This is a genomic window from Rhodococcus sp. YH3-3 (genome assembly GCF_001653035.1).
GTDB classification, from domain to species: domain Bacteria; phylum Actinomycetota; class Actinomycetes; order Mycobacteriales; family Mycobacteriaceae; genus Rhodococcus_F; species Rhodococcus_F qingshengii.
This window is the reverse complement of the sequence record NZ_BCWH01000001.1, coordinates 1,912,910-1,934,090: the sequence shown is the minus strand read 5'-3', so window position 1 is coordinate 1,934,090 and position 21,181 is coordinate 1,912,910. Positions and strand designations below refer to the sequence as shown.

Annotated in this window: 20 protein-coding genes; 10 read left to right on the top strand and 10 right to left on the bottom strand. The window is 62.5% G+C overall.

Annotation, left to right across the window (positions count from 1 at the left end):
- Positions 1-3: 3 nt before the first annotated feature.
- From YH3_RS09045 to YH3_RS09025, 5 genes are read left to right on the top strand one after another with little or no spacing between them, the layout of a single operon-like run.
- Positions 4-570 carry a hypothetical protein gene (locus YH3_RS09045; RefSeq protein ID WP_064443278.1) on the top strand — a complete coding sequence of 189 codons (567 nt, stop codon included), beginning with the start codon at positions 4-6 and terminating at the stop codon, positions 568-570.
- A complete protein-coding gene (locus YH3_RS09040; RefSeq protein ID WP_064443277.1) occupies positions 567-1,211 on the top strand; it encodes a signal peptidase I in 645 nt (214 codons plus the stop codon). The genes YH3_RS09045 and YH3_RS09040 overlap by 4 nt, the downstream gene beginning before the upstream one ends.
- Entirely contained in the window at positions 1,195-1,797 is a 603-nt protein-coding gene (locus YH3_RS09035; protein WP_082920554.1) for a SipW-dependent-type signal peptide-containing protein, read from the top strand. The genes YH3_RS09040 and YH3_RS09035 overlap by 17 nt, the downstream gene beginning before the upstream one ends.
- A gap of 5 nt (positions 1,798-1,802) precedes the next feature.
- On the top strand, positions 1,803-3,407 hold the full coding sequence (locus tag YH3_RS35545; protein ID WP_193777152.1) for a signal peptidase I: 1,605 nt from the start codon (positions 1,803-1,805) through the stop codon (positions 3,405-3,407).
- A complete protein-coding gene (locus YH3_RS09025; RefSeq protein WP_047269470.1) occupies positions 3,407-4,003 on the top strand; it encodes an alternate-type signal peptide domain-containing protein in 597 nt (198 codons plus the stop codon). Before YH3_RS35545 ends, YH3_RS09025 begins: the two co-directional genes overlap by 1 nt.
- 43 nt (positions 4,004-4,046) lie before the next feature.
- On the opposite strand, the gene YH3_RS09020 is transcribed toward YH3_RS09025, so the two are convergent.
- From YH3_RS09020 to YH3_RS09010, 3 genes are read right to left on the bottom strand one after another with little or no spacing between them, the layout of a single operon-like run.
- A complete protein-coding gene (locus YH3_RS09020) occupies positions 4,047-5,270 on the bottom strand; it encodes an O-succinylhomoserine sulfhydrylase (protein ID WP_172403504.1) in 1,224 nt (407 codons plus the stop codon).
- Positions 5,267-5,695 (bottom strand): rhodanese-like domain-containing protein, encoded by a 429-nt coding sequence (locus YH3_RS09015; RefSeq protein ID WP_007726822.1) that lies wholly within the window; start codon positions 5,693-5,695, stop codon positions 5,267-5,269. Before YH3_RS09015 ends, YH3_RS09020 begins: the two co-directional genes overlap by 4 nt.
- A 46-nt stretch (positions 5,696-5,741) precedes the next feature.
- Complete coding sequence (locus YH3_RS09010) at positions 5,742-6,167, bottom strand: hypothetical protein (protein WP_007726820.1); 426 nt, start codon at positions 6,165-6,167, stop codon at positions 5,742-5,744.
- Positions 6,168-6,397: 230 nt separating this feature from the next.
- Here YH3_RS09010 and YH3_RS09005 point away from each other — a divergent pair, with 230 nt between their 5' ends.
- Together YH3_RS09005 and YH3_RS34885 are read left to right on the top strand one after the other, a co-directional pair.
- A complete protein-coding gene (locus tag YH3_RS09005) occupies positions 6,398-7,795 on the top strand; it encodes an FAD-dependent oxidoreductase (RefSeq protein WP_003944405.1) in 1,398 nt (465 codons plus the stop codon).
- Between the two features lie 109 nt (positions 7,796-7,904).
- Positions 7,905-8,744 (top strand): amidohydrolase family protein, encoded by an 840-nt coding sequence (locus tag YH3_RS34885; protein WP_223304639.1) that lies wholly within the window; start codon positions 7,905-7,907, stop codon positions 8,742-8,744.
- Here YH3_RS34885 and YH3_RS08995 read toward each other — a convergent pair.
- The 5 genes from YH3_RS08995 to YH3_RS37130 all read right to left on the bottom strand — a co-directional run bounded on the left by YH3_RS08995 (position 8,648) and on the right by YH3_RS37130 (position 13,112).
- Entirely contained in the window at positions 8,648-9,130 is a 483-nt protein-coding gene (locus YH3_RS08995) for a DUF456 domain-containing protein (protein ID WP_042924222.1), read from the bottom strand. The genes YH3_RS34885 and YH3_RS08995 overlap by 97 nt on opposite strands.
- Complete coding sequence (purT, locus tag YH3_RS08990) at positions 9,127-10,362, bottom strand: formate-dependent phosphoribosylglycinamide formyltransferase (RefSeq protein ID WP_003944342.1); 1,236 nt, start codon at positions 10,360-10,362, stop codon at positions 9,127-9,129. Before purT ends, YH3_RS08995 begins: the two co-directional genes overlap by 4 nt.
- Positions 10,363-10,402: 40 nt before the next feature.
- On the bottom strand, positions 10,403-11,908 hold the full coding sequence (locus tag YH3_RS08985) for a GGDEF domain-containing protein (RefSeq protein ID WP_231783042.1): 1,506 nt from the start codon (positions 11,906-11,908) through the stop codon (positions 10,403-10,405).
- A gap of 240 nt (positions 11,909-12,148) precedes the next feature.
- Positions 12,149-12,295, bottom strand: coding sequence for a hypothetical protein (locus YH3_RS08980; protein ID WP_007726811.1), 147 nt, complete (start codon positions 12,293-12,295; stop codon positions 12,149-12,151).
- Positions 12,296-12,989: 694 nt separating this feature from the next.
- Complete coding sequence (locus tag YH3_RS37130) at positions 12,990-13,112, bottom strand: hypothetical protein (protein WP_003944443.1); 123 nt, start codon at positions 13,110-13,112, stop codon at positions 12,990-12,992.
- A 320-nt stretch (positions 13,113-13,432) separates the two neighbouring features.
- Between YH3_RS37130 and YH3_RS08975 the strand changes: the two genes are divergently transcribed.
- From YH3_RS08975 to YH3_RS08965, 3 genes are all read left to right on the top strand, one after another.
- A complete protein-coding gene (locus YH3_RS08975) occupies positions 13,433-15,166 on the top strand; it encodes an ABC transporter ATP-binding protein (RefSeq protein WP_007726810.1) in 1,734 nt (577 codons plus the stop codon).
- On the top strand, positions 15,163-17,229 hold the full coding sequence (locus YH3_RS08970) for an ABC transporter ATP-binding protein (RefSeq protein ID WP_042924214.1): 2,067 nt from the start codon (positions 15,163-15,165) through the stop codon (positions 17,227-17,229). The genes YH3_RS08975 and YH3_RS08970 overlap by 4 nt, the downstream gene beginning before the upstream one ends.
- 107 nt (positions 17,230-17,336) lie before the next feature.
- Complete coding sequence (locus tag YH3_RS08965; RefSeq protein ID WP_042924245.1) at positions 17,337-18,437, top strand: CaiB/BaiF CoA-transferase family protein; 1,101 nt, start codon at positions 17,337-17,339, stop codon at positions 18,435-18,437.
- A gap of 59 nt (positions 18,438-18,496) precedes the next feature.
- Here the strand turns inward: YH3_RS08965 and YH3_RS08960 are convergent, their stop codons facing one another.
- Together YH3_RS08960 and YH3_RS08955 are read right to left on the bottom strand one after the other, a co-directional pair.
- Positions 18,497-19,600 (bottom strand): bifunctional 2-polyprenyl-6-hydroxyphenol methylase/3-demethylubiquinol 3-O-methyltransferase UbiG, encoded by a 1,104-nt coding sequence (locus YH3_RS08960; protein ID WP_064443275.1) that lies wholly within the window; start codon positions 19,598-19,600, stop codon positions 18,497-18,499.
- Positions 19,601-19,647: 47 nt separating this feature from the next.
- Complete coding sequence (locus YH3_RS08955) at positions 19,648-21,123, bottom strand: PLP-dependent aminotransferase family protein (protein ID WP_054827550.1); 1,476 nt, start codon at positions 21,121-21,123, stop codon at positions 19,648-19,650.
- Positions 21,124-21,181 lie beyond the last annotated feature (58 nt).

Here is a 21,181-nt window from a genome sequence, read left to right as displayed (position 1 = left end):
TTCATGAGGAAAAAGGTCTGGGGAGCGATCGCAGTCGCGGTGGCTGCTGTAGCGGTGTTTGCATCGTCACAGCAGTCGCTCGCGCTGTGGTCCGATTCGGCGAGCGCGAATGGCGGTACGGCGACAGCCGCCAGCGTCAACCTCACGGTTGGTACAACTGCCGGAACCAGTGCGGCGTACACCCTGGCGAACTTGACGACGGCCGCGACGCCCGTTGTCCCGGGAAACACGGTGCAAGCACCGCTCACCGTCAAGAATTCGGGGACTGATCCTCTGCAATGGCGAATGCAGTCGACGACCGCACTTACGGGATTCACGTTGACCACGTACGGAGTCGCCAACGAAGGCGCCTGCCCGACCGGCGTGAACACGGCAGCTCCTGCCGTTCCATCCCTGATGTCAGCACCGATGACCGCGTCGCTGCAGCACCCGGTTTCACCGGCGTACATGCCGGATCCGCTCGTGCCTGGCGGCACCTACGTCTTGTGTCTGCGGCTCGCGGTGGACTCTGGTGCGGTCTCCGGTCAAACGAACAAGGCCACCTTCACGTTCCAGGCAGGTCCGGTATGACAAAACACTCGACCAAACGCGGTGAACGTACCGGCCCTCTGTGGTGGGTCACCTCGATTGTCAGCTGGACACTGCTGCTGGCAATTTCGGCAGTCATCGTCGCAACGATTGTCGTTCCCTTCTTTGCCGGAGCACAGCGCTTCACGATTCTGACCGGTTCGATGCGCCCGACGTACAACCCTGGATCACTGGTAGTGGTCAAACCTGTCGATCCGTCCGAACTGGGGATCGGTACACCTATTACGTACCAGCTGGAATCGGGTCAGCCGACCGTCGTCACGCACCGGATCATCGCCACAAGTGAAAACCAGAAGGGTGAAAGAACTTTCATCACCCAGGGCGATGCGAACGGTGAGCCTGACGAGAAGGAAGTACGGCCGGTGCAGATCCGGGGAAAGGTCTGGTACAGCCTGCCTTATCTCGGTTACGTGAACACCTGGCTGACGGGAGAGCAGCGCACCGTGATCGTGGTGATAGTCGTGACCGCTCTACTGCTGTACGCGTCGTACATGATGATCAGCGGCATCCGTGACGGCCGGAAGGAGCGAGCTCGAGCCCGATTGGCTCCTGACCCTGCACCTTTCGCGCCCGCAGACTCCGCCCAGATCGAGAAAGGCCAGAACGATGCCCTCGCGCCCTGACCGTCCGGCTCACCGGATTCGTCACCTGTTGACCAGCACGCGCTTTCGCGCGCTGCTCGCTTTGGGGATGGTACTGGGTGTCGGCGGTGTCACTACACTCGCGGCCTGGACGTCTTCCGCCACGGCAACCTCGGGCAACATCACGACCGGGTCCATCAATCTGCAGTTGAACAGCATTGCCCAGCCCATTCTGACCAGGTCTCTGAATTTCAGTGAGCTTGGCAAGTCCGGAATGATTCCCGGCGATTCGAATACCGCTCTGATCAAGGTCAACAACCTGGGCACCGGGACAACTGTCCCGCTGAAGTACACGATCACGTCTACGAGTAGTGGTGCGTTGACGACCTCTCTACGAATGACGGTTTCCTCCAACGGAACTGTTGCCAACAAGTGCACTGACGGCGCCAACGTCGTGTCCTCGCTCGCGCTGACACTCACCGCGAATCAAGCCATCGGTAGCCCCGACCGCCCACTGGCGGTCGGGGCTACCGAGAATTTATGTGTCTCGGTGCAGCTTCCGACAACACCGACACCGCCGACGAACAGCACGTCGAACATCGTCCTGACCTTCACGGCAAAGGTGTGATGGCAATGGCTCGACACACGAAAAAACATGCAAAGGCCTCGATGCCGAACCGGGTACGGGAAGTCCTGCTCAGTCTGGGAGCCCTCGCAGGCTTGGTATCCATCATCATTTTCATCGCCGGTCTGGCTTTCGGTATCACCCCGCTGATCTTTCGGAGTGGATCGATGTCACCCACGATCGATACCGGTGCTCTCGCATTCGCGCGCACCGTGCCTGCTTCGGAAGTGCTGGTCGGTGACATCGTCAGCGTCTCCGACAGCCAAGGCACGCGCATCACCCATCGTGTGGAATCAATAGATCAGCAGGGCAACAACCTTGCCGTCGCACAACTACGTGGTGATGCAAATCCGATCGCCGATCCCGATCCCTACGTCATCACCGAAGCCGATCGCGTCTTCTTCAGCATCAACCGCCTCGGATACGTGGCAGTCTGGCTGTCCGGACCGAGTGGGCTTGTGCTTGGTGCGATTGCCGTCGGCGGGCTCCTGTACATCGCGTTCCGTCGACGTGAGGCTTCCGACGCGGAGGAACCTCAGCGGGATCGTCAGGACATACGCGGCGGCGACTCCCATGCCCTCAAGGCCATCGTCGCCTTGGCTACGGTCGGTCTCACGGTGGTCGGTGTGTCCCAGATCGGTGGTACCAAGGCGGGGTACACCGACACAGCCACGGCAACAAGCATTCAGTTCGGCACTGCTGCAACCTTTCCCACGTCGCCAAGCACAGCCAGTTGCGCGGTGAATTTTGCGCTCGTTGTTCCGGTCGCGGTGACAATCACCTGGCCCGCGACTGTCGGAAGCTCATACCGTCTAATTGCCCGCGATAGCAACGGATCCTTGTTGGGATCGAATGACTACACCGCAACGTCTACTACAGGCTCCATGAGATACGGCTCGGGCGGTACAACAGTCGCGTTCCCGCTCATAGTCGGCACCTACAACATCGAAATCCATGGACTGAGCGGCACGTCGGTCACGCCGTCGTACTCCGGCTACCAATTCAGCATTCTCGTCGGCCTGCTCTACTCGTGTGGCGGTCCGATCAGCGGGACATCTGCTCTCAGTCGATCGGCAGCGCCGGCACTGGCGGCAGACGCTCCGAGCACTCCTACTACGGCCGTCACTTCCACGACCGCCTCATCCACCACGCCCACCACGACATTGGCGCCGGCTGTGACAACCACCAGCACAACTGCACCGTCGACAACCACCAGCACAACTGCACCGTCGACAACCACCTCGTCACCGGCTACAACTACGGCGCCCCAGACGACGACCGCTACAACGACAACGACAACGACAACGGTGCCACCAACTACGACCACCCCGAGCGAGGTTCCCGTCGACGCCCCGGCGACCACGACCGGTCTCAGCGCCCAGAAGCTCTCGACTGCCAGCGGAACGGTTGTGTCCGTGTCGAATTCATCGGGCGCTGAGGTATATCGAGGTCCCGTTGACAGCGACGCTGTACTGCATTGGCTCACCGGAACCGATCAGTTGTATGTGATCACCACTGGCGGCGTCACCGTCATCGACACGTCAACGGGAGTCTGGGCCGAATCTCCTGCCCCGAGCGAACTTCCGGACGAGATCAAGGCGCTGGTGCCGTGATGAGAAAGACAACGAAAGCTGCCATGGCAGTTGCCGCGGCCGGAGCCGTATTGCTCGGCGGTTCGGGCACATTGGCGAAGTGGACCGACAGTGCGACCCTGACAAGCGCCGCTGTCCAGTCCGGGACCCTGGATCTGGGAGCATGCGTGACCACGAGCGGCGGGGGCTGGTATTCGCAGGTCTACGTCAACGCGCCCACCAATCCGAATCCACTCGTATATATCCCGGACATCACTACCTACCGGCTCAAGCCCGGATTCAACTACACGTATTTCTGCGATTCGAAGGTGATGGCCACCGGCCCACGTCTGAAAGCGAACGTGACAGTCGACAAGACCAAGTTGAGCGGCGGGCTCGCAGCCGCCAACATCGACCTTCGCACGTACGTCACGGATCAGAGCAACAATCTGCTGTACGACAGCACAGCACCGACGCCGAACCTCATCGCGGTCACGTCGGCCCTGAACAACACCAATCTGACGGCGCAGGTGTTGTTCACGATCTACCCCACCGACACGACAAGCTCAGGTCTCACACTGAATACGACGGCGTTGACGATCGACGTCAAACAACTGGGTCTCACGCCCGCACCGTAGAACGCCTTGCCGTCGGAAGTTCGAGGCAAGGCGCTCCAGCGATTCAGCCGAGTGCTCGCTTCAGATCAGCCAACAGATCAGCCGTGTCTTCGAGCCCGACGGACAGACGGACAACGCCGTCTGTAAGACCCACTGCTGCACGGCCTTCCGGACCCATGGCCCGGTGCGTCGTCGTGGCGGGGTGAGTGATCAACGACTTGGAATCTCCCAAGTTGTTGGAGATGTCGATGACGCGCAGGCCGTTGAGAACCTCGAACGCCCGCTTCTTGCCCTCTCCGTCAGGCGCATCGAGCTCGAACGTGACAACCGTTCCGCCACCGCTCATCTGAGACTTCGCGAGCTCGTGCTGCGGATGCGACGTCAGGTACGGATACTTGACCCACTTGACGCCGGAGTGTCCTTCGAGGAATTCGGCGATCTCGAGTGCCGAAGCCACGGAGTGCCGAATACGGACCGGCATCGTCTCCAGGCCCTTGAGCAGAGTCCACGCATTGAATGGACTGAGCGCAGGACCGGTGTGCCGCATCAGTTCTCGGACGGGACCACTGATGTATTCCTCGGTTCCGAGAATCGCGCCACCGAGCACGCGCCCCTGACCGTCGATGTGCTTGGTGCCGGAGTACACAACGACGTCGGCGCCCAGATCGAGGCTGCGCTGCAGAAGCGGCGTCGCGAAGACGTTGTCCAGCACTACCTTTGCACCGGCTGCATGAGCAAGCTCCGACACCCGTCGAACGTCGACGAGAGATTGCATCGGGTTGGACGGCGTCTCGAAGAACACTGCCGTGGTAGGCACGGACAGCGCCTCTTCCCACTGCGCGTTGTCTTCACCGTCGACGAAGACGACCTCGACTCCCCAGCGCGGAAGAATCTCGTTGCACACGACGAAGCAGGATCCGAAGAGGCTGCGCGCAGCCACCAATCGGTCGCCGTTGGCCAACAGTGCGCCCAACGCCGTGAAGACTGCCGACATTCCGCTGGCAGTCGCAAAGCAGGCTTCTGCACCTTCGATGAGACGCAGGCGCTCTTCGAACATCTTGACCGTCGGGTTGCCGTAGCGGGAGTAGACAAAATGATCCACCTCGCCGGTGAAGGCTTGTTCGGCGGCTTCTGCACTCTCGTAGACGAATCCGGAGTTGAGGAACAGCGCTTCGGAAGTCTCCTCGAACCCGGTACGCATCAGTCCGCCGCGAACACCGAGAGTGCCGAGACCGACGTCGTCCGGCAGCGCTCGTTGAAATGCGCCACCCTGGGGAATTCCGCTCACTGCTGCCTCCATGGCAAGCCGATGGCCCGCCAACCTACAAGTCCGCGATGTCCGTCGGCACCCAATGCGCCTTCGAACCCGTCGAGCACGTTGTACGACGGGCCGATGCCCGCCGCAGTCGCAGCTTCCGCCGCACCGATGGAACGCTGTCCGGATCGACACAGGAAAATCACCGGACGCTCCGACCCGGAGGAATCAGCAGTGATGCCGGCTTCCTTCAACTGGTCGACGAAGTTGTCATTGCGCGCGCCGGTCGGGTGGCTCACCCATTCGATCAGTGCGGCCTGCTTGCCGAGGGAGGACACATCGGGGACGCCGACGTACTTCCACTCCGCATCGGTCCGCACGTCGACCAGCACGGCGTCGGGGTTTTCGCGGAGCAGCTCCCAGGCTTGCTCCGGCGTCAGATCGCCTGCGTAACTCACGTGGTCCATGTTTTCACAAGACTGCCGTGAGCGCCTGAGCGGGCCGTCAGTTGCAGACGACCCAACGGTTGCCGTCACGGGTCAGGGCCCAGGTCGAGACTCGCTCGCCCGCTCCGCCACCGGTGATCGTCACGTCGGCCCGAGCGCGATCGCCGTTGACCGCGACCCCGTCCACACCCTTCAGCTCGACCGTCCCGTCGACGCCGGCCATCGGACCGTTGCTCGAATTGAAGCTCGCGCAGGTCAGGGTCTTGATCGTCTCCGCGTCATTCCGATTCTCGGCATCGACGTAGTCGGTGACGGAGCGGCTCACGCGGTCCGACTCGGTGACGTTCTCCTCGGCCGGCGAGATCCACGATGCGACGAAGATTCCACCCAGGATCAAGGCGACGATGGCGACAGCCAAGAGGAACGGCCCCGCAGACGCCTTCTTGCCATCGATGTTGTCGGATTCGCGCAGCTCGTCACTCATAACGCCAATAGTCCCCCACAACTAGAAATTGTGGCCCGTCAAGGATCAGGCCCCTACCCCGGATACCCGAGACAACAGGAGAATGGGAGGAAAGAATAGGTTTACCCACAACCGATCGAGTGAGAGTGTGGATCCGTTCGGCCGCAACCGAGGCACTGTGCTTAGGTTCGGCTAAATTGGATACTTGTCGATATGTTGTCCGAACTTCGAAGAAGGTAGCTGTCCTCACGATGACTGACTCCAACCGCCCACTCCGGGTCGCGATCGTCGGCGCCGGCCCCGCCGGCATCTACGCCGCCGACGCCCTCATGAAATCCGACACCGCAGTTTCCGGCCGCGGCGTCAGCATCGACCTCTTCGAGCGCATGCCCGCGCCCTTCGGCCTGATTCGTTACGGCGTCGCGCCCGATCATCCGCGCATCAAGGGCATCATCACCGCCCTGCACAAGGTGCTCGACAAGCCTCAGGTACGCCTGCTCGGCAACATCGACTACGGCACCGACATCACCCTCGACGACCTGCAGTCGTTCTACGACGCGGTCATCTTCTCCACCGGCGCCAACGCCGACCGTGCGCTCGGCATCCCGGGCATCGAACTCGACGGCAGCTACGGCGCGGCCGACTTCGTCTCCTGGTACGACGGCCACCCCGACGTACCGCGTACGTGGCCGCTCGAAGCCGAGAAGGTCGCCGTCCTCGGCGTCGGCAACGTTGCCCTCGACATCGCCCGCGTTCTCGCCAAGACCGGCGACGAACTGCTGCCGACCGAGATCCCCGCCAACGTCTACGAGGGCCTCAAGAACAACAAGGCCGTCGAGGTTCACGTCTTCGGACGCCGCGGCCCGGCCCAGGCCAAGTTCACCCCTCTCGAACTGCGCGAACTCGACCACTCGCCGACCATCGAGGTCATCGTCGACCCCGAGGACATCGACTACGACGAGGGTTCCGAGCAGGCTCGCCGCAACTCCAAGCAGGTCGACATGGTTGCGAATACGCTGCAGGACTGGGCAATTCGCGACGTCGGAGCCCGTCCTCACAAGCTGTTCCTGCACTTCTTCGAATCTCCCACGGAGATCCTCGGTGAAGACGGCAAAGTCGTCGGCCTGCGCACCGAGCGCACTCAGCTCGACGGCACCGGCAACGTCAAGGGCACCGGCACGTACAAGGACTGGGATGTCCAGGCCGTGTACCGCGCCGTCGGTTACCTCTCGCAGAACATCACGCAGTTGCCGTTCGACGACCAGGCCGGCACCGTCCCCAACGACGCCGGACGCGTCGTCGCCGACGACAACGCCGAGGGCGCAGCCCGGTTCATGCCGGCCACCTACGTCACCGGCTGGATCAAGCGCGGCCCCGTCGGCCTCATCGGCCACACCAAGGGTGACGCCAACGAAACCGTCGCGAATCTTCTCGAGGACTCCGTCGACTTCGCGGGCGCCGCGAACCCCGACGAGAACGCCGTCATCGAGTTCCTCGAAGGCAAGCAGGTTCCGTACACGACCTGGCAGGGCTGGTACCGCCTCGACGCGCACGAGCGCAGCCTGGGCGAGCCCGAGGGCCGTGAGCGCATCAAGGTCGTCGAGCGTCACGACATGCTGAAGGCATCCGAGCCCGACCGCGCGAACTGAGTGCGCGGAAGTAACTGAACAGAAGCCCTCCACCGGCCCGACGCGACCCAGGTCACATCGGGCCGGTGGTGTGTGCAGGGACCCAGGGCAACAGGGCAAAATAGACCCCGTGTTTGACGCCCATGTGCATATCATCGACCCGCGCTTCCCGCTGGTCGAGAATCACGGGTACCTGCCTGAGCCCTTCACCGTGGCCGATTACCGGGCCCGGATTGCCTCGCTGAAGGGCCTCAGCGTTGACGGCGGCGCGGTGGTGACCGCGTCGTACCAGGGCAATGACCAGGAATACCTGAAAGCTGCCTTGTCCGAACTCGGTGAAGGCTGGGTGGGCGTCACTGCTTTGCCGCTCGATGCGACGGATGAAGACATCGTTGCTCTGGACGCACTGGGAGTACGTGCCGTCCGGTTCAACCTGCGCCGCGGCGCCACCGACCTGCGTCTGCTCGCCGATCTCGCCAACCGCGCTTTCGATCTGGTCGGCTGGCACGCCGAGTTCTACGTCGATGCCACGCTGTTGCTGTCGTTGGAACCGGTCTTCGCCAAATTGCCCGCGGTGAGCATCGACCATTTGGGAATGTCCACCCGCGGACTGCCGTATCTCCTCAACCTCGTCGACCGCGGAGTGCGCGTCAAAGCCACCGGGTTCGGCCGCACCACCATCTCCGACGTCAGCGATGTGCTGCGCCAGATCCACGCGGTCAATCCCGCTGCGCTGATGTTCGGCACCGATCTACCCGGCACACGGGCACGTCGAGCGTTCGAGGTCCACGACCTGGACGTGATCGCCGACGCTGTCGGCGACGACCTGCCCGCGGTCATGTGCGACAACGCCCGCTCCTGGTACCGCTGCGCTCAGGTGAACGCAACGGCTCCCAGCCACAGCCCCGCCGCGATCAGCGCTCCGAACAGTTCCACCAGCATGGACAATCCGACTGCCTTCACCGCGTGAAGCGTCGACGACCAAGCGATGTCGTAACGGCGCAGCCGCGCTAGTTCCGCGAAATACGTTCCGACGATGAATCCCAGGAACAAGCCCACGACCGGAATCACGAAGAACCCGATGATGCCGACGACGCCGCCGACCACCACCGACAGGTTGGGCACTCCCCCGGACTTCATCCGCTTGCCCGGCCACGTGTACTTCACGATCCCGGTGACCACCAGTGCCAGCGCGGACAGCGCGAACACCGTCCACGCCGTGGCACCACCGGTCATGATCGCCCACACCAGAATTGCACCGAAAACGAGAAGCGTCCCCGGGAGAATCGGAACGACGACACCGATCAGACCGACCAGGATGACCAGCCCGACGAGGACCTCGGCCGCTGGACTCATCCGACGGGACGCACCTTCGACGCAGCCTCGCGAGCACGGTCGCGTGCAGTAGGCACATCGGCGGCCGTCGACACTGCAACACCCATGCGACGACGCGTGAAGCTCTCCGGCTTGCCGAAGAGCCGCAGGTCCGTCTCGGGAACCGCGAGCGCCTCGGCGACGCCGTCGAATCCGATCCCCTTTGCCTCCACTCCGCCGTAGATCACTGCCGATGCTCCCGGAGACGTGAGCGTCGTGTCGACCGGCAAGCCCAGGATCGCGCGGGCATGCAGTTCGAACTCCGAAAGTCGCTGCGTCCGCAGAGTCACCAATCCGGTGTCGTGCGGCCGTGGGCTCACTTCGGAGAAGAAGACGTCGTCGCCCTTCACGAATAGCTCGACGCCGAAGATGCCTCGCCCGCCCAGAGCCGTGGTCACCTTCTCGGCGACGTCTCGGGCCGAGGCGAGGGCAACGGCGGACATCTGCTGCGGCTGCCACGATTCGATGTAGTCTCCGGCCTCCTGCAGGTGCCCGATCGGTTCGCAGAACGACGTCTCGACCTGACCGCTCTCACCGACGGCTCGAACTGTCAATTGCGTTATCTCGTAATCGAAATCGACAAAGCCTTCGACGATCACCCGGCCGTGATTCACACGACCTCCGGCCATCGCGTAATCCCATGCGGCGTCGAGATCTTCGGCGGATCGAACCGTCGACTGTCCCTTCCCCGACGAGGACATGACTGGCTTGATGACGCACGGGAAACCGATTCGGTCTGTCGCTGCCTGCACTTCGGCAAGCGAGTCCGCGAAAGCGTACGGCGAAGTGGGCAGGCCCAACTCCTCGGCCGCGAGCCGACGGATTCCCTCACGGTTCATCGTGAGCTGGGTGGCTCGGGCGGTCGGAATGACCACCGCACCCCCGCGTTCTTCGACGAGTGCAAGCGCATCCGTCGCGATGGCCTCGATCTCGGGAACCACGAAGTGAGGCTTTTCCAACTCGATGACGGCAAGCAGTGCTTCCGGATCGGTCATGTCGACGGTATGAGCACGATGAGCCACCTGGTGCCCAGGGGCATCGGGATACCGATCCACCGCAATCACTTCGACGCCCAGACGCTGCAGCGCGATGACAACTTCCTTGCCCAACTCGCCTGATCCCAACATCATCACGCGGATGGAGTTCTCGGTCAGTGGGGTTCCGAATCGGAGCGGAAGCGTCGGCAGGGGCGAAGGCGTCGAATCAAGCTGCATGGGTGCGACTATATGCCAATCCCGATGCAGGTCAGCGCGGTTATCGGCCGTCCACCACACCTTCGCGGCCAAATCCTCGCCGGATCGTTCGGGGTAGCGCAGGTTTGCGATAGGTGCGGGTGGCAGTGTCCGGCTCGGAATTCCGTTGCGGCACGGTGTCGTTGCCGACGCGGTGCACTTTCACGAGGTTGCGCCCAGCACGCTTGGCGTCGTACAGAGCCTCGTCTGCGACGCTCATGAGGGTCGACAGCGCCGGCGTCGCATGATCGACCCACGCGACGCCGACGCTGACGGTGCTCGTCACATCTGATTCGGCCGAGTACTCGACTTGCGCGCCGCGGACCGCCTCGGCGACATCGATTGCTCGCGCGTAGCTGCAGTCCGGAAGCAGAACGGCGAACTCCTCGCCGCCGAGCCTTCCGATCAGATCGCCGTCCGACAATCGGTCAGCGGCCCGCTCGGCGAAGTTCGCGAGAACGCTGTCACCGGTCATATGTCCATGCGTGTCGTTGATGCTCTTGAAGTGGTCCAGGTCGAGCATCAGCAGGCCGACCGGAGATTGTGTGCGAGCCGCGTCGGCAAGTTCCGCTTCCGCGTGGCCGAGGAACGCACCACGCGAGAGGACCCCGGTCAGATGGTCGAATTCGACGGCAAGGAAGAGCTCACGCTCGGCAGCACGGCGTTCCTCGGTCGCACAGGCAACCGCTATCGGCCCCAACGCGATCAGCGTGACCGCTATGGATGTGATGACGTCCTCGTTCCACGTCGAGGCGGCTTGATCTCCGATGTCGAGTCGACCGCTACCCGCCATCATGAGTGACCACACCGACCAGACCACTGAAACGAAGGCAGTGCTCGGAACCGAGATGCGAGTGGCACACCAGAGGAGAGCTGGAATCGGCAAGACCAGCGCAATCGGCCCTTCGATACTGAGGGCGATGGGCACGCAGGCTGCAGTGGCGAGTAGCGGAACGCTCAGAGCGGCGACAGTTCTGGCGGTCAGTTTCCTGCGGAACTCGGCAAGGCTCGACGGGATGGTGAGAGTGAGAATGAGAGGAAGGACCAGCAGGTACGCCATGACCTCGGTGGCACCCCAGTGGAAAAACGTGTCGGCAAAGGACTGACCGCGTAAGAGCCGGTCCAAGGCGCCGGCCGTGGCCGCGGTACCAGTCGCCGCGACGAACGAAACGAAGACCATCCATACCAGCGACTGCGAATCGACCAATCGGAACGGTGTGCGCTTCAAGTAGTACAGAACGAGAACACCGAGCGTCACTCCGGCGAGGTTGGCCCCGTTCAGCTGCAGGGCAAGCGACAGCGAGTTGCCCGTAATCAGGTCAGCGCAGACGTATCCGACGGCCGCGGCGATCCACGTCCGCCATTCGATCAGGACCGGCCATCTGACCATCATTCCCAGCAGAATGGCGTTGGCGCACCAGAAAGTCGCGAGCAAACCTGGTGGGCGCGTGAGGATGCCGATCAACGATGCCGCAAGTACGACGGCCAGCACTAGGAGAAGGCGCAGAAAGCGACTCGTCCCTACCATGCGTCACCTCGCGGTCGGCTACCTCTGAATTCGGGAGCACCGGACGTCGCGGTGACCGTATGCCGATGTCGTCGAACCATCGTACGCAGGTGCTGCCACTCGCAGTTCTGTGTTCACATGCCAAAACGGCAGCTGCGACCATCTCCGCAAACGCGAGTGCCCTCCGGCCACCACAGTGGACAGAGGGCACCTGCATGCAATCCGATCGGCAGAGCCGAATGGACCTGCCGGAAGGGATGACTACTCGGCGGATCCGCTGGACAGACCCGAGAGTGAACCGGTGGACGAGCCCTCGCCCTTGCCGGACAGCGATTCGGTGGGAACGGACTTGAGGAAAGCTCCGAGCGCGGTGAGCAGGGGTCCGAGGGTGCTGAGTGATCCGAACATAGGAGGTTCTCCTGTATGTGAGGTGATGTGATGTTCCAGCGCCATTCCGGCCGCAGGCGGTGGCCGAGATGGTTCGGGAACTTCTGCCGCACGGATGGCTGAACCGCCCCCCGAACAACATCCCGAGCTGTGATGTAGCGCACTTACTTGGCGCTGCCTGCATTTATAGACCGGCTTTCCACACTTGTCTAGCTACCTAATAGCTATCAATGTGGACTTTCGGTCGCACCTTTACGGATAATTGCAGTTCAAAGGGCAAATTCACCCTCTAGAATGTCCCATAATGTGATTTAGCTCACAGTGAAAAGCCGAAAAGTGTGACCCGCAGACAACTGCGAGCCACACTTTCGGACAAACTGGACTTACTTATCGGCCGCCGATCCCGTCCCAGGGGTGAGAGAGCCACCACCGAGTGCCGTGAACAGGTCCTTGAGCACCGGAAGAACGTCTTGACGACGCCGCTGAAGTCTTCGAATGAACCCATGTCGGGCCTCCTTTTGTCGGAATGCAGTTGAGATGAAGTGAGGACCGAGAACTACTCGGCGGCCGAACCGGCCGAACCCGAGCCGTCTGCCGATCCCGCGTTCAACTTGGTCACGAATGCAAGAACGCTCTTGAGGAAGGCGTCGAGATTCTGAATCGAGGTCATGCGACTACTCCTGTGTTGTTTCGGAAGATTTCTCGAGGTCGAACGTCAGGAGTTCGAGCTCGCGGTGTCCAGCCCCTGAAGGGTTTTGAGCATGTTGACCAGGGGCAGAAGCTGGAGAATGCCCCAGCCCATACCGTTGGCCTTGAGGAGGTTTCCGAGGGATCCCATATGTGACTCCTTGCATGAATATCTATGACGCGGCGCACGTTTTGTTCGCTCCACGTCTTTGTCGCCAAGCTAAATACGTACGTCCAGTTTGTTTCTGTCCAAGCGAAAACGTGACACATTGGATGAATATGTAAACCTGCAGTTCAGGTGCTGTGACCTGAATCCAATCTCGAATTCGAGCGTGTTCGAGATCACAGTCAATTAGGACAAAAGGATGCAATCGTCAGAGTCGGTGCCAACCTCGACCGCGATCTGTCATACCGTGTGCGTGTGATCAATCGCGAACGAGCGGCAACCGAGGCAACTCACCGGGAACCGTCGTGCTAGCAAAACTCCTCAAGACGTACCTGCCGCCGTACCGCTGGTTGCTTGCCGGGGTCCTCGCACTGCAACTCTTCGGGGCCATCGCGTCGTTGGTCCTCCCCACACTCAACGCGCGGATCATCGACGACGGCGTCGCCCGAGGCGACACCGGATTCATCATGTCCACCGGCGGGATCATGCTCCTGGTCTCGCTTGCGTCGATCATCGCGTCGGTCGCATCGACCTATCTGGCTGCAAAATCGTCGATGGGCTTCGGCCACGACGTTCGAGGCGCCTTTTACAAGGCAGTCGGCAGTTTCTCGGATCGCGAATTCAACAGTTTCGGTGCGCCGACGCTGATCACACGCAACACCAACGACGTCCTGCAGATCCAGGCCCTGGTCATGCTGACGTCCTCGATGCTCGTCAGCGCCCCACTTATGTGCATCGGCGGCATCATCATGGCTCTGCGCGAGAACCTGCAGATGTCCTGGCTCCTGACGATTTCGGTACCACTGCTCGGCATCACCGTCTCGGTCGTGGTGGCCAAGCTGATCCCGCATTTCCGGACGATGCAGACGCGGATCGACAACATCAATCGATCACTGCGCGAACAGCTCACCGGTATGCGTGTCATTCGCGCCTTCGTTCGCGAACCCGACGAAACGATCCGCTTCGACAAGGCCAACAAGGAACTGACCGACACTTCGCTCCTCATCGGCCGGTACCAGGCGGTTCTGCTGCCCACCGTCATGTTGATCGCCAACCTGTCGAGCGTGGCGGTCCTATGGTTCGGCGCGCATCTGGTCGACACCGGGGACATGCAGATCGGACAGATCAGCGCCTTCCTCGCCTACGTCATGCAGATCCTGATGTCGGTGGTCATGGCGACCATGTTGGCCGTCGTGATCCCCCGCGCCGCCGTGTGCGCCGACCGCATCACCGAAGTACTCGACACCGAGGCGACCGTGCCCGCGCCGGCCCAGCCCCTTCGCCCGACCAGCCCATACGGCGTGGTCGAGTTCGGTGGAGCCGGATTCACGTATCCAGGAGCAGAAACGCCGGTTCTGTCGAATGTTTCGATGCGATGCATGCCAGGCACGGTCACCGCGATCGTCGGCAGTACGGGCAGTGGCAAATCGACCCTCGTCTCACTCATCCCCCGGCTCTTCGACGTCACAGCCGGCGCCGTCCTGGTCGACGGCTTGGACGTCCGTGGCTGGGATCAGGACGAACTCTTCGCCAACTTCGGATACGTGCCCCAGAAGGCCTATCTGTTCGCCGGCACGATCGCGAGCAATATCCGCTACGGAAACCCGACCGCCACCGACGACGACATCTGGGCAGCCCTCACCATCGCCCAGGCAGACGACTTCGTCCGGGAGCTGTCCGACGGTCTCGAGTCACCGATCGCCCAGGGCGGCGGCAATCTCTCGGGCGGACAAAAACAACGTCTCGCCATCGCCAGAGCGGTGGTCCGCAGACCCCGGATCTTCGTCTTCGACGATTCGTTCTCCGCTCTCGACATGCATACGGACGCCGCCGTCCGACGCGAACTCCGGACGGTTTCGACTCATTCGACGGTCATCATCGTGGCTCAGCGCGTCGCATCCATCATCGATGCCGACCAGATCATGGTCCTCGAAGACGGTGCGCCGGTCGGCCTCGGCGACCATCAGTTCCTTCTGGCCAACTGTCCGACGTACCAAGAGATCGTGGCTTCCCAGATTCCCGCGGAGATGAGCGCATGACCAGCCCGCAGGACCCGACATGGGGCGGCCCCAACAGCCAGTACTTCGACGATGCCCCGACGGTGGTGTTCGCCAAGATTCCGAGCGAACCTGAATCCGCGGACGGGGATGCGAAGTCGAGTAACCCCGAGACCCCCGACAAAGAGCCGAAGCCCGCGCTGACCGCGACGGACACCAAACCTCGCCACTTCAAGGCGACGATGAAGCGGCTTCTCTCGCTTCTGCAGCCGCACAAGTTTGCGGTCTTCTGTGTCGTCGTTGCGACGATCGCCAGCATCGCACTCTCCGTCGCAGTGCCGAAGATCCTCGGTCACGCGACAGACCTCATCTTCGCCGGGTTCATCGGCAAGAGCCTGCCCGCCGGACTGACCCGCGAGCAGGCCGCAGACGCCATCCGGGCATCAGGGAATTCGACGTTCGCCGATCTTGTCGCCAACTCGACCGACGTCGTTCCCGGTGTGGGTCTGAACTTCGACGCCATCGGCAAGGTCGTCATGCTCGCGATCGGCGTGTACTTGCTCTCGTCGCTGCTTGCCTGGTTGGAAGCATTCCTCCTCAACATCATCGTCCAGAAGACCATCTACAACCTGCGTGCCTCGGTGGAGGCGAAGCTTCACCGTCTCCCCCTTCCGTATTTCGACAAGACACCGCGCGGCGAGATCCTCAGCCGCGTCACCAACGACATCGACAACATCTCGTCGACGCTGTCGTCGACGTTGACCTCGCTCCTGACGTCGGTGCTCACCGTCCTCGGCGTCCTGACGATGATGTTCGTCATCTCTCCGATGCTCGCCCTGATCGCACTGATCGCGGTGCCGGTATCGGTGCTCCTCGTTGCCAGGGTCGCCAAGCGAGCACAGGTGTTGTACAAGGCTCAGTGGACCGAGACGGGCAAGATCAACGCGCAGATCGAGGAGAACTACAGCGGTCGCGACCTGGTACGCGTGTACGGGCATCAGGCCGAAGCCGAGCGTGAATTCGCCGAGCAGAACAAGAAGCTCCTCGACGCGTCCTTCGGCGCACAGTTCCTCTCCAGCCTGATCATGCCGGTCATGAACTTCGTCGGAAACATCACCTACGTGCTGCTCGCTGTGGTCGGCGCTCTTAAGGTCGCCAGCGGCAACATGTCACTCGGTGACGTTCAGGCCTTCATCGTCTATTCGCGCCAGTTCAGCCAGCCACTGACGCAGATCGCGTCCATGTCGACGAGCCTGCAGTCCGGAGCCGCGTCGGCGGAGCGGGTCTTCGAGCTTCTCGACGAACCCGAGCAGTCGCCCGACATCGACGTGCCGCTTCTCCCCGAGCCCGCCGGACGTCATCGCAACGTCGGTCACATCGAGTTCGAGAACGTCTCGTTCCGGTACGAGCCGGACAAGCCGTTGATCGAGAACGTGTACCTCACGGCCCGGCCCGGGCAGATGGTCGCCATCGTCGGGCCCACCGGTGCCGGCAAGACCACCTTGGTCAACCTGCTCATGCGCTTCTACGAAGTCGACTCCGGCCGAATCACTCTCGACGACGTCGACATCTCGCAGATGCGCCGCTCCGACTTGCGCAAGCACGTCGGCATGGTTCTGCAGGACACCTGGCTCTTCGGCGGCACGATCCGCGACAACATCGCATACGGCCGACTCGACGCCAGCGAATACGAGATTCACGAAGCCGCACGCGCTGCCTTCGTCGACCGCTTCATCCACACGCTCCCGGACGGTTACGACACCGTGCTGGACGAGGAGGCGTCGAACATCAGCTCCGGCGAGAAGCAGCTCATCACGATTGCCCGAGCATTCCTGTCGGAGCCGTCGCTGCTGATTCTCGACGAGGCGACCAGCTCAGTCGACACACGTACGGAACAGCTTGTGCAGCAAGCAATGTCCGCGTTGCGCGTCGGGCGGACCAGCTTCATCATCGCGCACCGGCTCTCCACCATCCGTAACGCCGATCTGATCGTCGTGATGGAGTCGGGCAAGATCGTCGAGCAGGGCACACACGACGAACTCATCGCAGCGGCGGGCGCGTACTTCCGTCTCTACAACGCTCAGTTCGAGGGTGCCGCCGTCTAGTGATCGGCGCCTCCCTCGGTGGACACAGTGCCCCGGAGCACACCTGATCGATTCGACACGTTACCGTCGGGTCAGAAGTGTTGTCACCGTCTGAATTGGGAGTGCGTGTGTCTGCAGAAGCTGTGGAGAAGAAGGGCCCGCTCGCGGGCATTCGGATCGTGGAATTCGCTGGATTGGGACCGGGCCCGCACGCCGCGACACTGTTGGCGGACATGGGCGCCGACATCGTCATCGTGCAGCGCGCAGGGCAGATTCCGCAGGACTCGAACGCAACCGACCAGATCAAGCGCGGCCGCCGCATCGTCGAGGCCAACCTGAAGGACCCGGCCGACGTCGCGAAAGTGCTCGATCTCCTGGGCCGCGCCGACGTCCTCATCGAGGGTTTCCGCCCCGGCGTCATGGAACGCATGGGACTCGGACCCGACGTGGTCTCGGAGCGCAATCCGCGCCTCGTCTACGCCCGTATGACGGGCTGGGGACAGGAAGGACCGCTCGCCAACGCCGCCGGTCACGACATCAATTACATCTCACTGACCGGTGTCCTCAACGCCATCGGACGCAAGGGTGAACGTCCCGTCCCGCCGCTCAACATGGTCGGCGATTTCGGCGGCGGTTCCATGTTCCTGATCTTCGGCATTCTGTCGGCTCTCGTCGAGCGCTCGACGTCCGGTAAGGGCCAGGTCGTCGACGCGGCAATGGTCGACGGAACCCTCGCGCTCTCCCACATGATGTGGGCATTCCGCGGTCGCGGCGTCTGGTCCGACGAGCGCGGCGTCAATCTCCTCGACACCGGCGCTCCGTTCTACGACACCTACGAGACCTCCGACGGCAAGTACATGGCCGTCGGATCCATCGAACCCCAGTTCTACGCATTGCTGCTCGAGGGCCTCGAACTCGATCCCGCGACGCTCCCTCACCAGATGGACACGTCCAAGTGGGACGACATGAAGAAGCTCTTCACCGAAAAGTTCCTGTCCAAGACTCGCGACGAGTGGGCCAAGATCTTCCTCGGCACCGACGCCTGCGTCTCCCCTGTCCTGACTTTCGCCGAGGCTCCGTCCAACGAACACATCGCGGCTCGCGGTTCGCTCATCGAACTGGACGGCGTCACCCAGCATGCTCCCGCACCGCGCTTCTCGCGCACGCCCACCACGACGCCTGCTGCGCCAGCGCGTGAGGCGACGGATATCGATACGGTCTGGACCTAGGGCCTTCGGCCCCGTGCGCCTTTTTGGTAGTTACTGCAACCAAAAAGGCGCACGGGGCGTCAGCCCAACCTGTAGAACCTGAACATCTCGTGCTCGATCGGCAGCACGTCCACCCGCTCGAAACCTGCCGCCTTGGCATAGCTTTCGAGTGTCGAGTGCCTCATCACCGTCCCGGTGGCAATGCTTCCCGGATGCGAAAGACTGTCCGGTAAGCAGCAGGTCAGCGAAAATCCGTACAGCAATTGCTCGATCGGACCCGCCTCGGGATCGAACTCATCCGCCGTTCGTTCGTCCATCACGATCACCGGAGCGCCCGGCTGGGCAATCGCCCGAGCCGTGGACAGAAAACCCACCGGATCCGGAACGTCGTGAAGGCACTCGAAAGCGAAGACGGCGTCGTAGGTCCCGGCATCGGCTCGCCCGGCCTCAGGAGCCTGTCCGGCGACGTCGACCAACGAGAAATGCACGCGGTCGTCCACCCCCCGATCATGAGCGTTACGACGGGCAGCGTTCACCGACGCCGCGTCGACGTCGAAGCCGTGCACTTCGATCTTCGGGTATCCGAGGGCGAGCGCGATCGACGACCAGCCCTCCCCCATCCCGAGATCAGCGACCTGCCCGCCGTCCGAAAGTGTGGCGTGCAGGTCGGTGACTACCGGCAGAAACTGCTGACAGAGCTGATGGAGATACATCGACCGATTCAGTAGCGCCTGACCCTCGCGAGCATCGGGGCCCATCGATTCCCACGTGACTCCCCCACCGTGACGATAAGCGTCGAGTAGACGTGGCATCGACGACGTCGTCGCGACGAACAGCCTGGCCAGCGGCGCCAGGAAAAGAAGGTTCTCGTCGTCGACCAGAACATCGGCGTGGGCCTGCGGCAGGCTGTACCGGCGATCGGCATCCGAATTGACGTCCACATAACCGGCGACGGCCTGCTGCTCGAGCCACTCCCGCGCATATCTTTCGACGGTCCCTGTCCGGTCCGCCAGCTCCGTCGACGTGAGCGGGCCGTGATCGCTCAGCGCGCGGTACCAGCCCAACCGGTCGCCCAGATACACGGCCTGCAGCTCCGATGCCCCGAGCGTGGCCGCGAACAATCGTTCTGCGAGCGCTTCCGCCGCACTGGTTCCCGCTGCGCCTGTACCGTCTACCGCCGTCATGCCCTACCTCCTGGTTTCACACCACTTTCAGGGTGTGTACCCAGTTCTCAGACGACGACCATTCGTTGGTCTGCCGTGTCGCGATCCGTCGCGAGAGTGTCGTACGCAGCGGCGATGGACGCAACGCCGCGAATGAGGTCCTCGGGAGAACGTGCGTACGGCACGCGGATGAATCGTTCGAACGCACCTTCGACGCCGAAACGGGGGCCGGCAGCAAGGAGTACGCCGAAGTTGGGTGCCACCGCCGCCAACGCCGTCGAGACGGGCGCGGACATTCGCATCCAGACCGACATTCCGCCGGAACCGATGGTGGGACGCCAGTCCGGCAGATGCTCGGCCACCGCACCGAGGAGTACCGCACGCTGTTCTCGCAGAACTTCGCGACGCTGTTCGAGCAACGAGCGGTCGTCGGCGAGCAAGTAGGCGGCTGCCAACTGATCCATGACGGGAGTACCGAGGTCGACCGCGGCACGCGCCCCCACCAACTGGGTGATGAGCGCGCCATCGGCGCGAATCCAACCGACACGTAGCCCGCCCCACAGCGACTTCGCGGTCGAACCGAGCGTCACCACTTCGGTTTTCGCTGCGCCTCGCCCATGTGAGGCGACCGGCGCCGGCGGTGGTGCGTCGAGCCACAGATCCACCATCGTCTCGTCGACGACCAGAGTCATTCGCGTTTCGTGCGCAATCTTCGCAAGCTCGGCGCGGCCGGAAGAGTCCATGCAGAGGCCGGTCGGGTTGTGAAAGTCGGGGATCAGGTATGCCATTCTGGCAGCGGTTTGCCTTGCTGCACTACGAATCCCGTCGAGATCCCAGGCTCCGGCTGCCGCGAACTCCGGTCGGACCGGAACCGGTACGGGCCGAGCGCCGTTTCGCCGAATCGCTTCCAGCGCATTGGGGTACGTCGGATGATCGACCAGCACTCGCTCGCCGGGTGAGGTGAGCACCGACAGCAACAATCGAAGCGCGTGCTGCGCACCCGAGGTCACCATGATCTGTTCGGCGGTGGTGGGAAGACCCCGCGCCGTGTAGCGCTGCGCGATCACGTCACGCAAGTCGGCGATCCCGACCGGTTCCATCCCGTGAGTGGGAAGGAAGTTCGGAAGTTCCTGCAGCGCAGACGCATACGCCAGTTCGACCTGAGCGGCGGGAGCTGCCATCGCCGCGTAACTGAGGTCGACGACGGGTCCACTCGGCCCGGGTTGATGGGAGCGGAACATCAACCCGTTCGGCCGCGCGCCGGCAGGCAATGCCACGGTGCTTCGCGACCCCTGCCTGCTGATCAGGTACCCCTCGTCTCGCAGCACCGAGTACGACGACGTGATCGTGGTTCGACTGAGTTCGAGTACCGCCGCAAGTTCACGCTCACTCGGCAGTGCGACTCCCAGCGGAACGCGACCGTCGTGCACGAGCAGGCGGATACCGTCGGCAAGCGCACGGTACGCGGGCCTGCGTCCGGACTCTTCCTGCCAGGATCCCAGATCGCGAGCAAGCGAACGGGCACCGAGAACTCGAGTCATCATGCAGTCCAGTATCGACAACTTGGCTATGTAACTCAATACCAGTCGAGTTGATCATATG

Bases quoted from the DNA above. Each gene is read 5' to 3' on its own strand.
- YH3_RS09045 (WP_064443278.1), top strand. From the start codon at position 4: ATGAGGAAAAAGGTCTGGGGAGCGATCGCAGTCGCGGTGGCTGCTGTA.
- YH3_RS09040 (WP_064443277.1), top strand. From the start codon at position 567: ATGACAAAACACTCGACCAAACGCGGTGAACGTACCGGCCCTCTGTGG.
- YH3_RS09035 (WP_082920554.1), top strand. From the start codon at position 1,195: ATGCCCTCGCGCCCTGACCGTCCGGCTCACCGGATTCGTCACCTGTTG.
- YH3_RS35545 (WP_193777152.1), top strand. From the start codon at position 1,803: ATGGCTCGACACACGAAAAAACATGCAAAGGCCTCGATGCCGAACCGG.
- YH3_RS09025 (WP_047269470.1), top strand. From the start codon at position 3,407: ATGAGAAAGACAACGAAAGCTGCCATGGCAGTTGCCGCGGCCGGAGCC.
- YH3_RS09010 (WP_007726820.1), bottom strand. From the start codon at position 6,167: ATGAGTGACGAGCTGCGCGAATCCGACAACATCGATGGCAAGAAGGCG.
- YH3_RS09005 (WP_003944405.1), top strand. From the start codon at position 6,398: ATGACTGACTCCAACCGCCCACTCCGGGTCGCGATCGTCGGCGCCGGC.
- YH3_RS08995 (WP_042924222.1), bottom strand. From the start codon at position 9,130: ATGAGTCCAGCGGCCGAGGTCCTCGTCGGGCTGGTCATCCTGGTCGGT.
- purT (WP_003944342.1), bottom strand. From the start codon at position 10,362: ATGCAGCTTGATTCGACGCCTTCGCCCCTGCCGACGCTTCCGCTCCGA.
- YH3_RS08985 (WP_231783042.1), bottom strand. From the start codon at position 11,908: ATGGTAGGGACGAGTCGCTTTCTGCGCCTTCTCCTAGTGCTGGCCGTC.
- YH3_RS08980 (WP_007726811.1), bottom strand. From the start codon at position 12,295: ATGTTCGGATCACTCAGCACCCTCGGACCCCTGCTCACCGCGCTCGGA.
- YH3_RS37130 (WP_003944443.1), bottom strand. From the start codon at position 13,112: ATGGGATCCCTCGGAAACCTCCTCAAGGCCAACGGTATGGGCTGGGGC.
- YH3_RS08970 (WP_042924214.1), top strand. From the start codon at position 15,163: ATGACCAGCCCGCAGGACCCGACATGGGGCGGCCCCAACAGCCAGTAC.
- YH3_RS08960 (WP_064443275.1), bottom strand. From the start codon at position 19,600: ATGACGGCGGTAGACGGTACAGGCGCAGCGGGAACCAGTGCGGCGGAA.
- YH3_RS08955 (WP_054827550.1), bottom strand. From the start codon at position 21,123: ATGATGACTCGAGTTCTCGGTGCCCGTTCGCTTGCTCGCGATCTGGGA.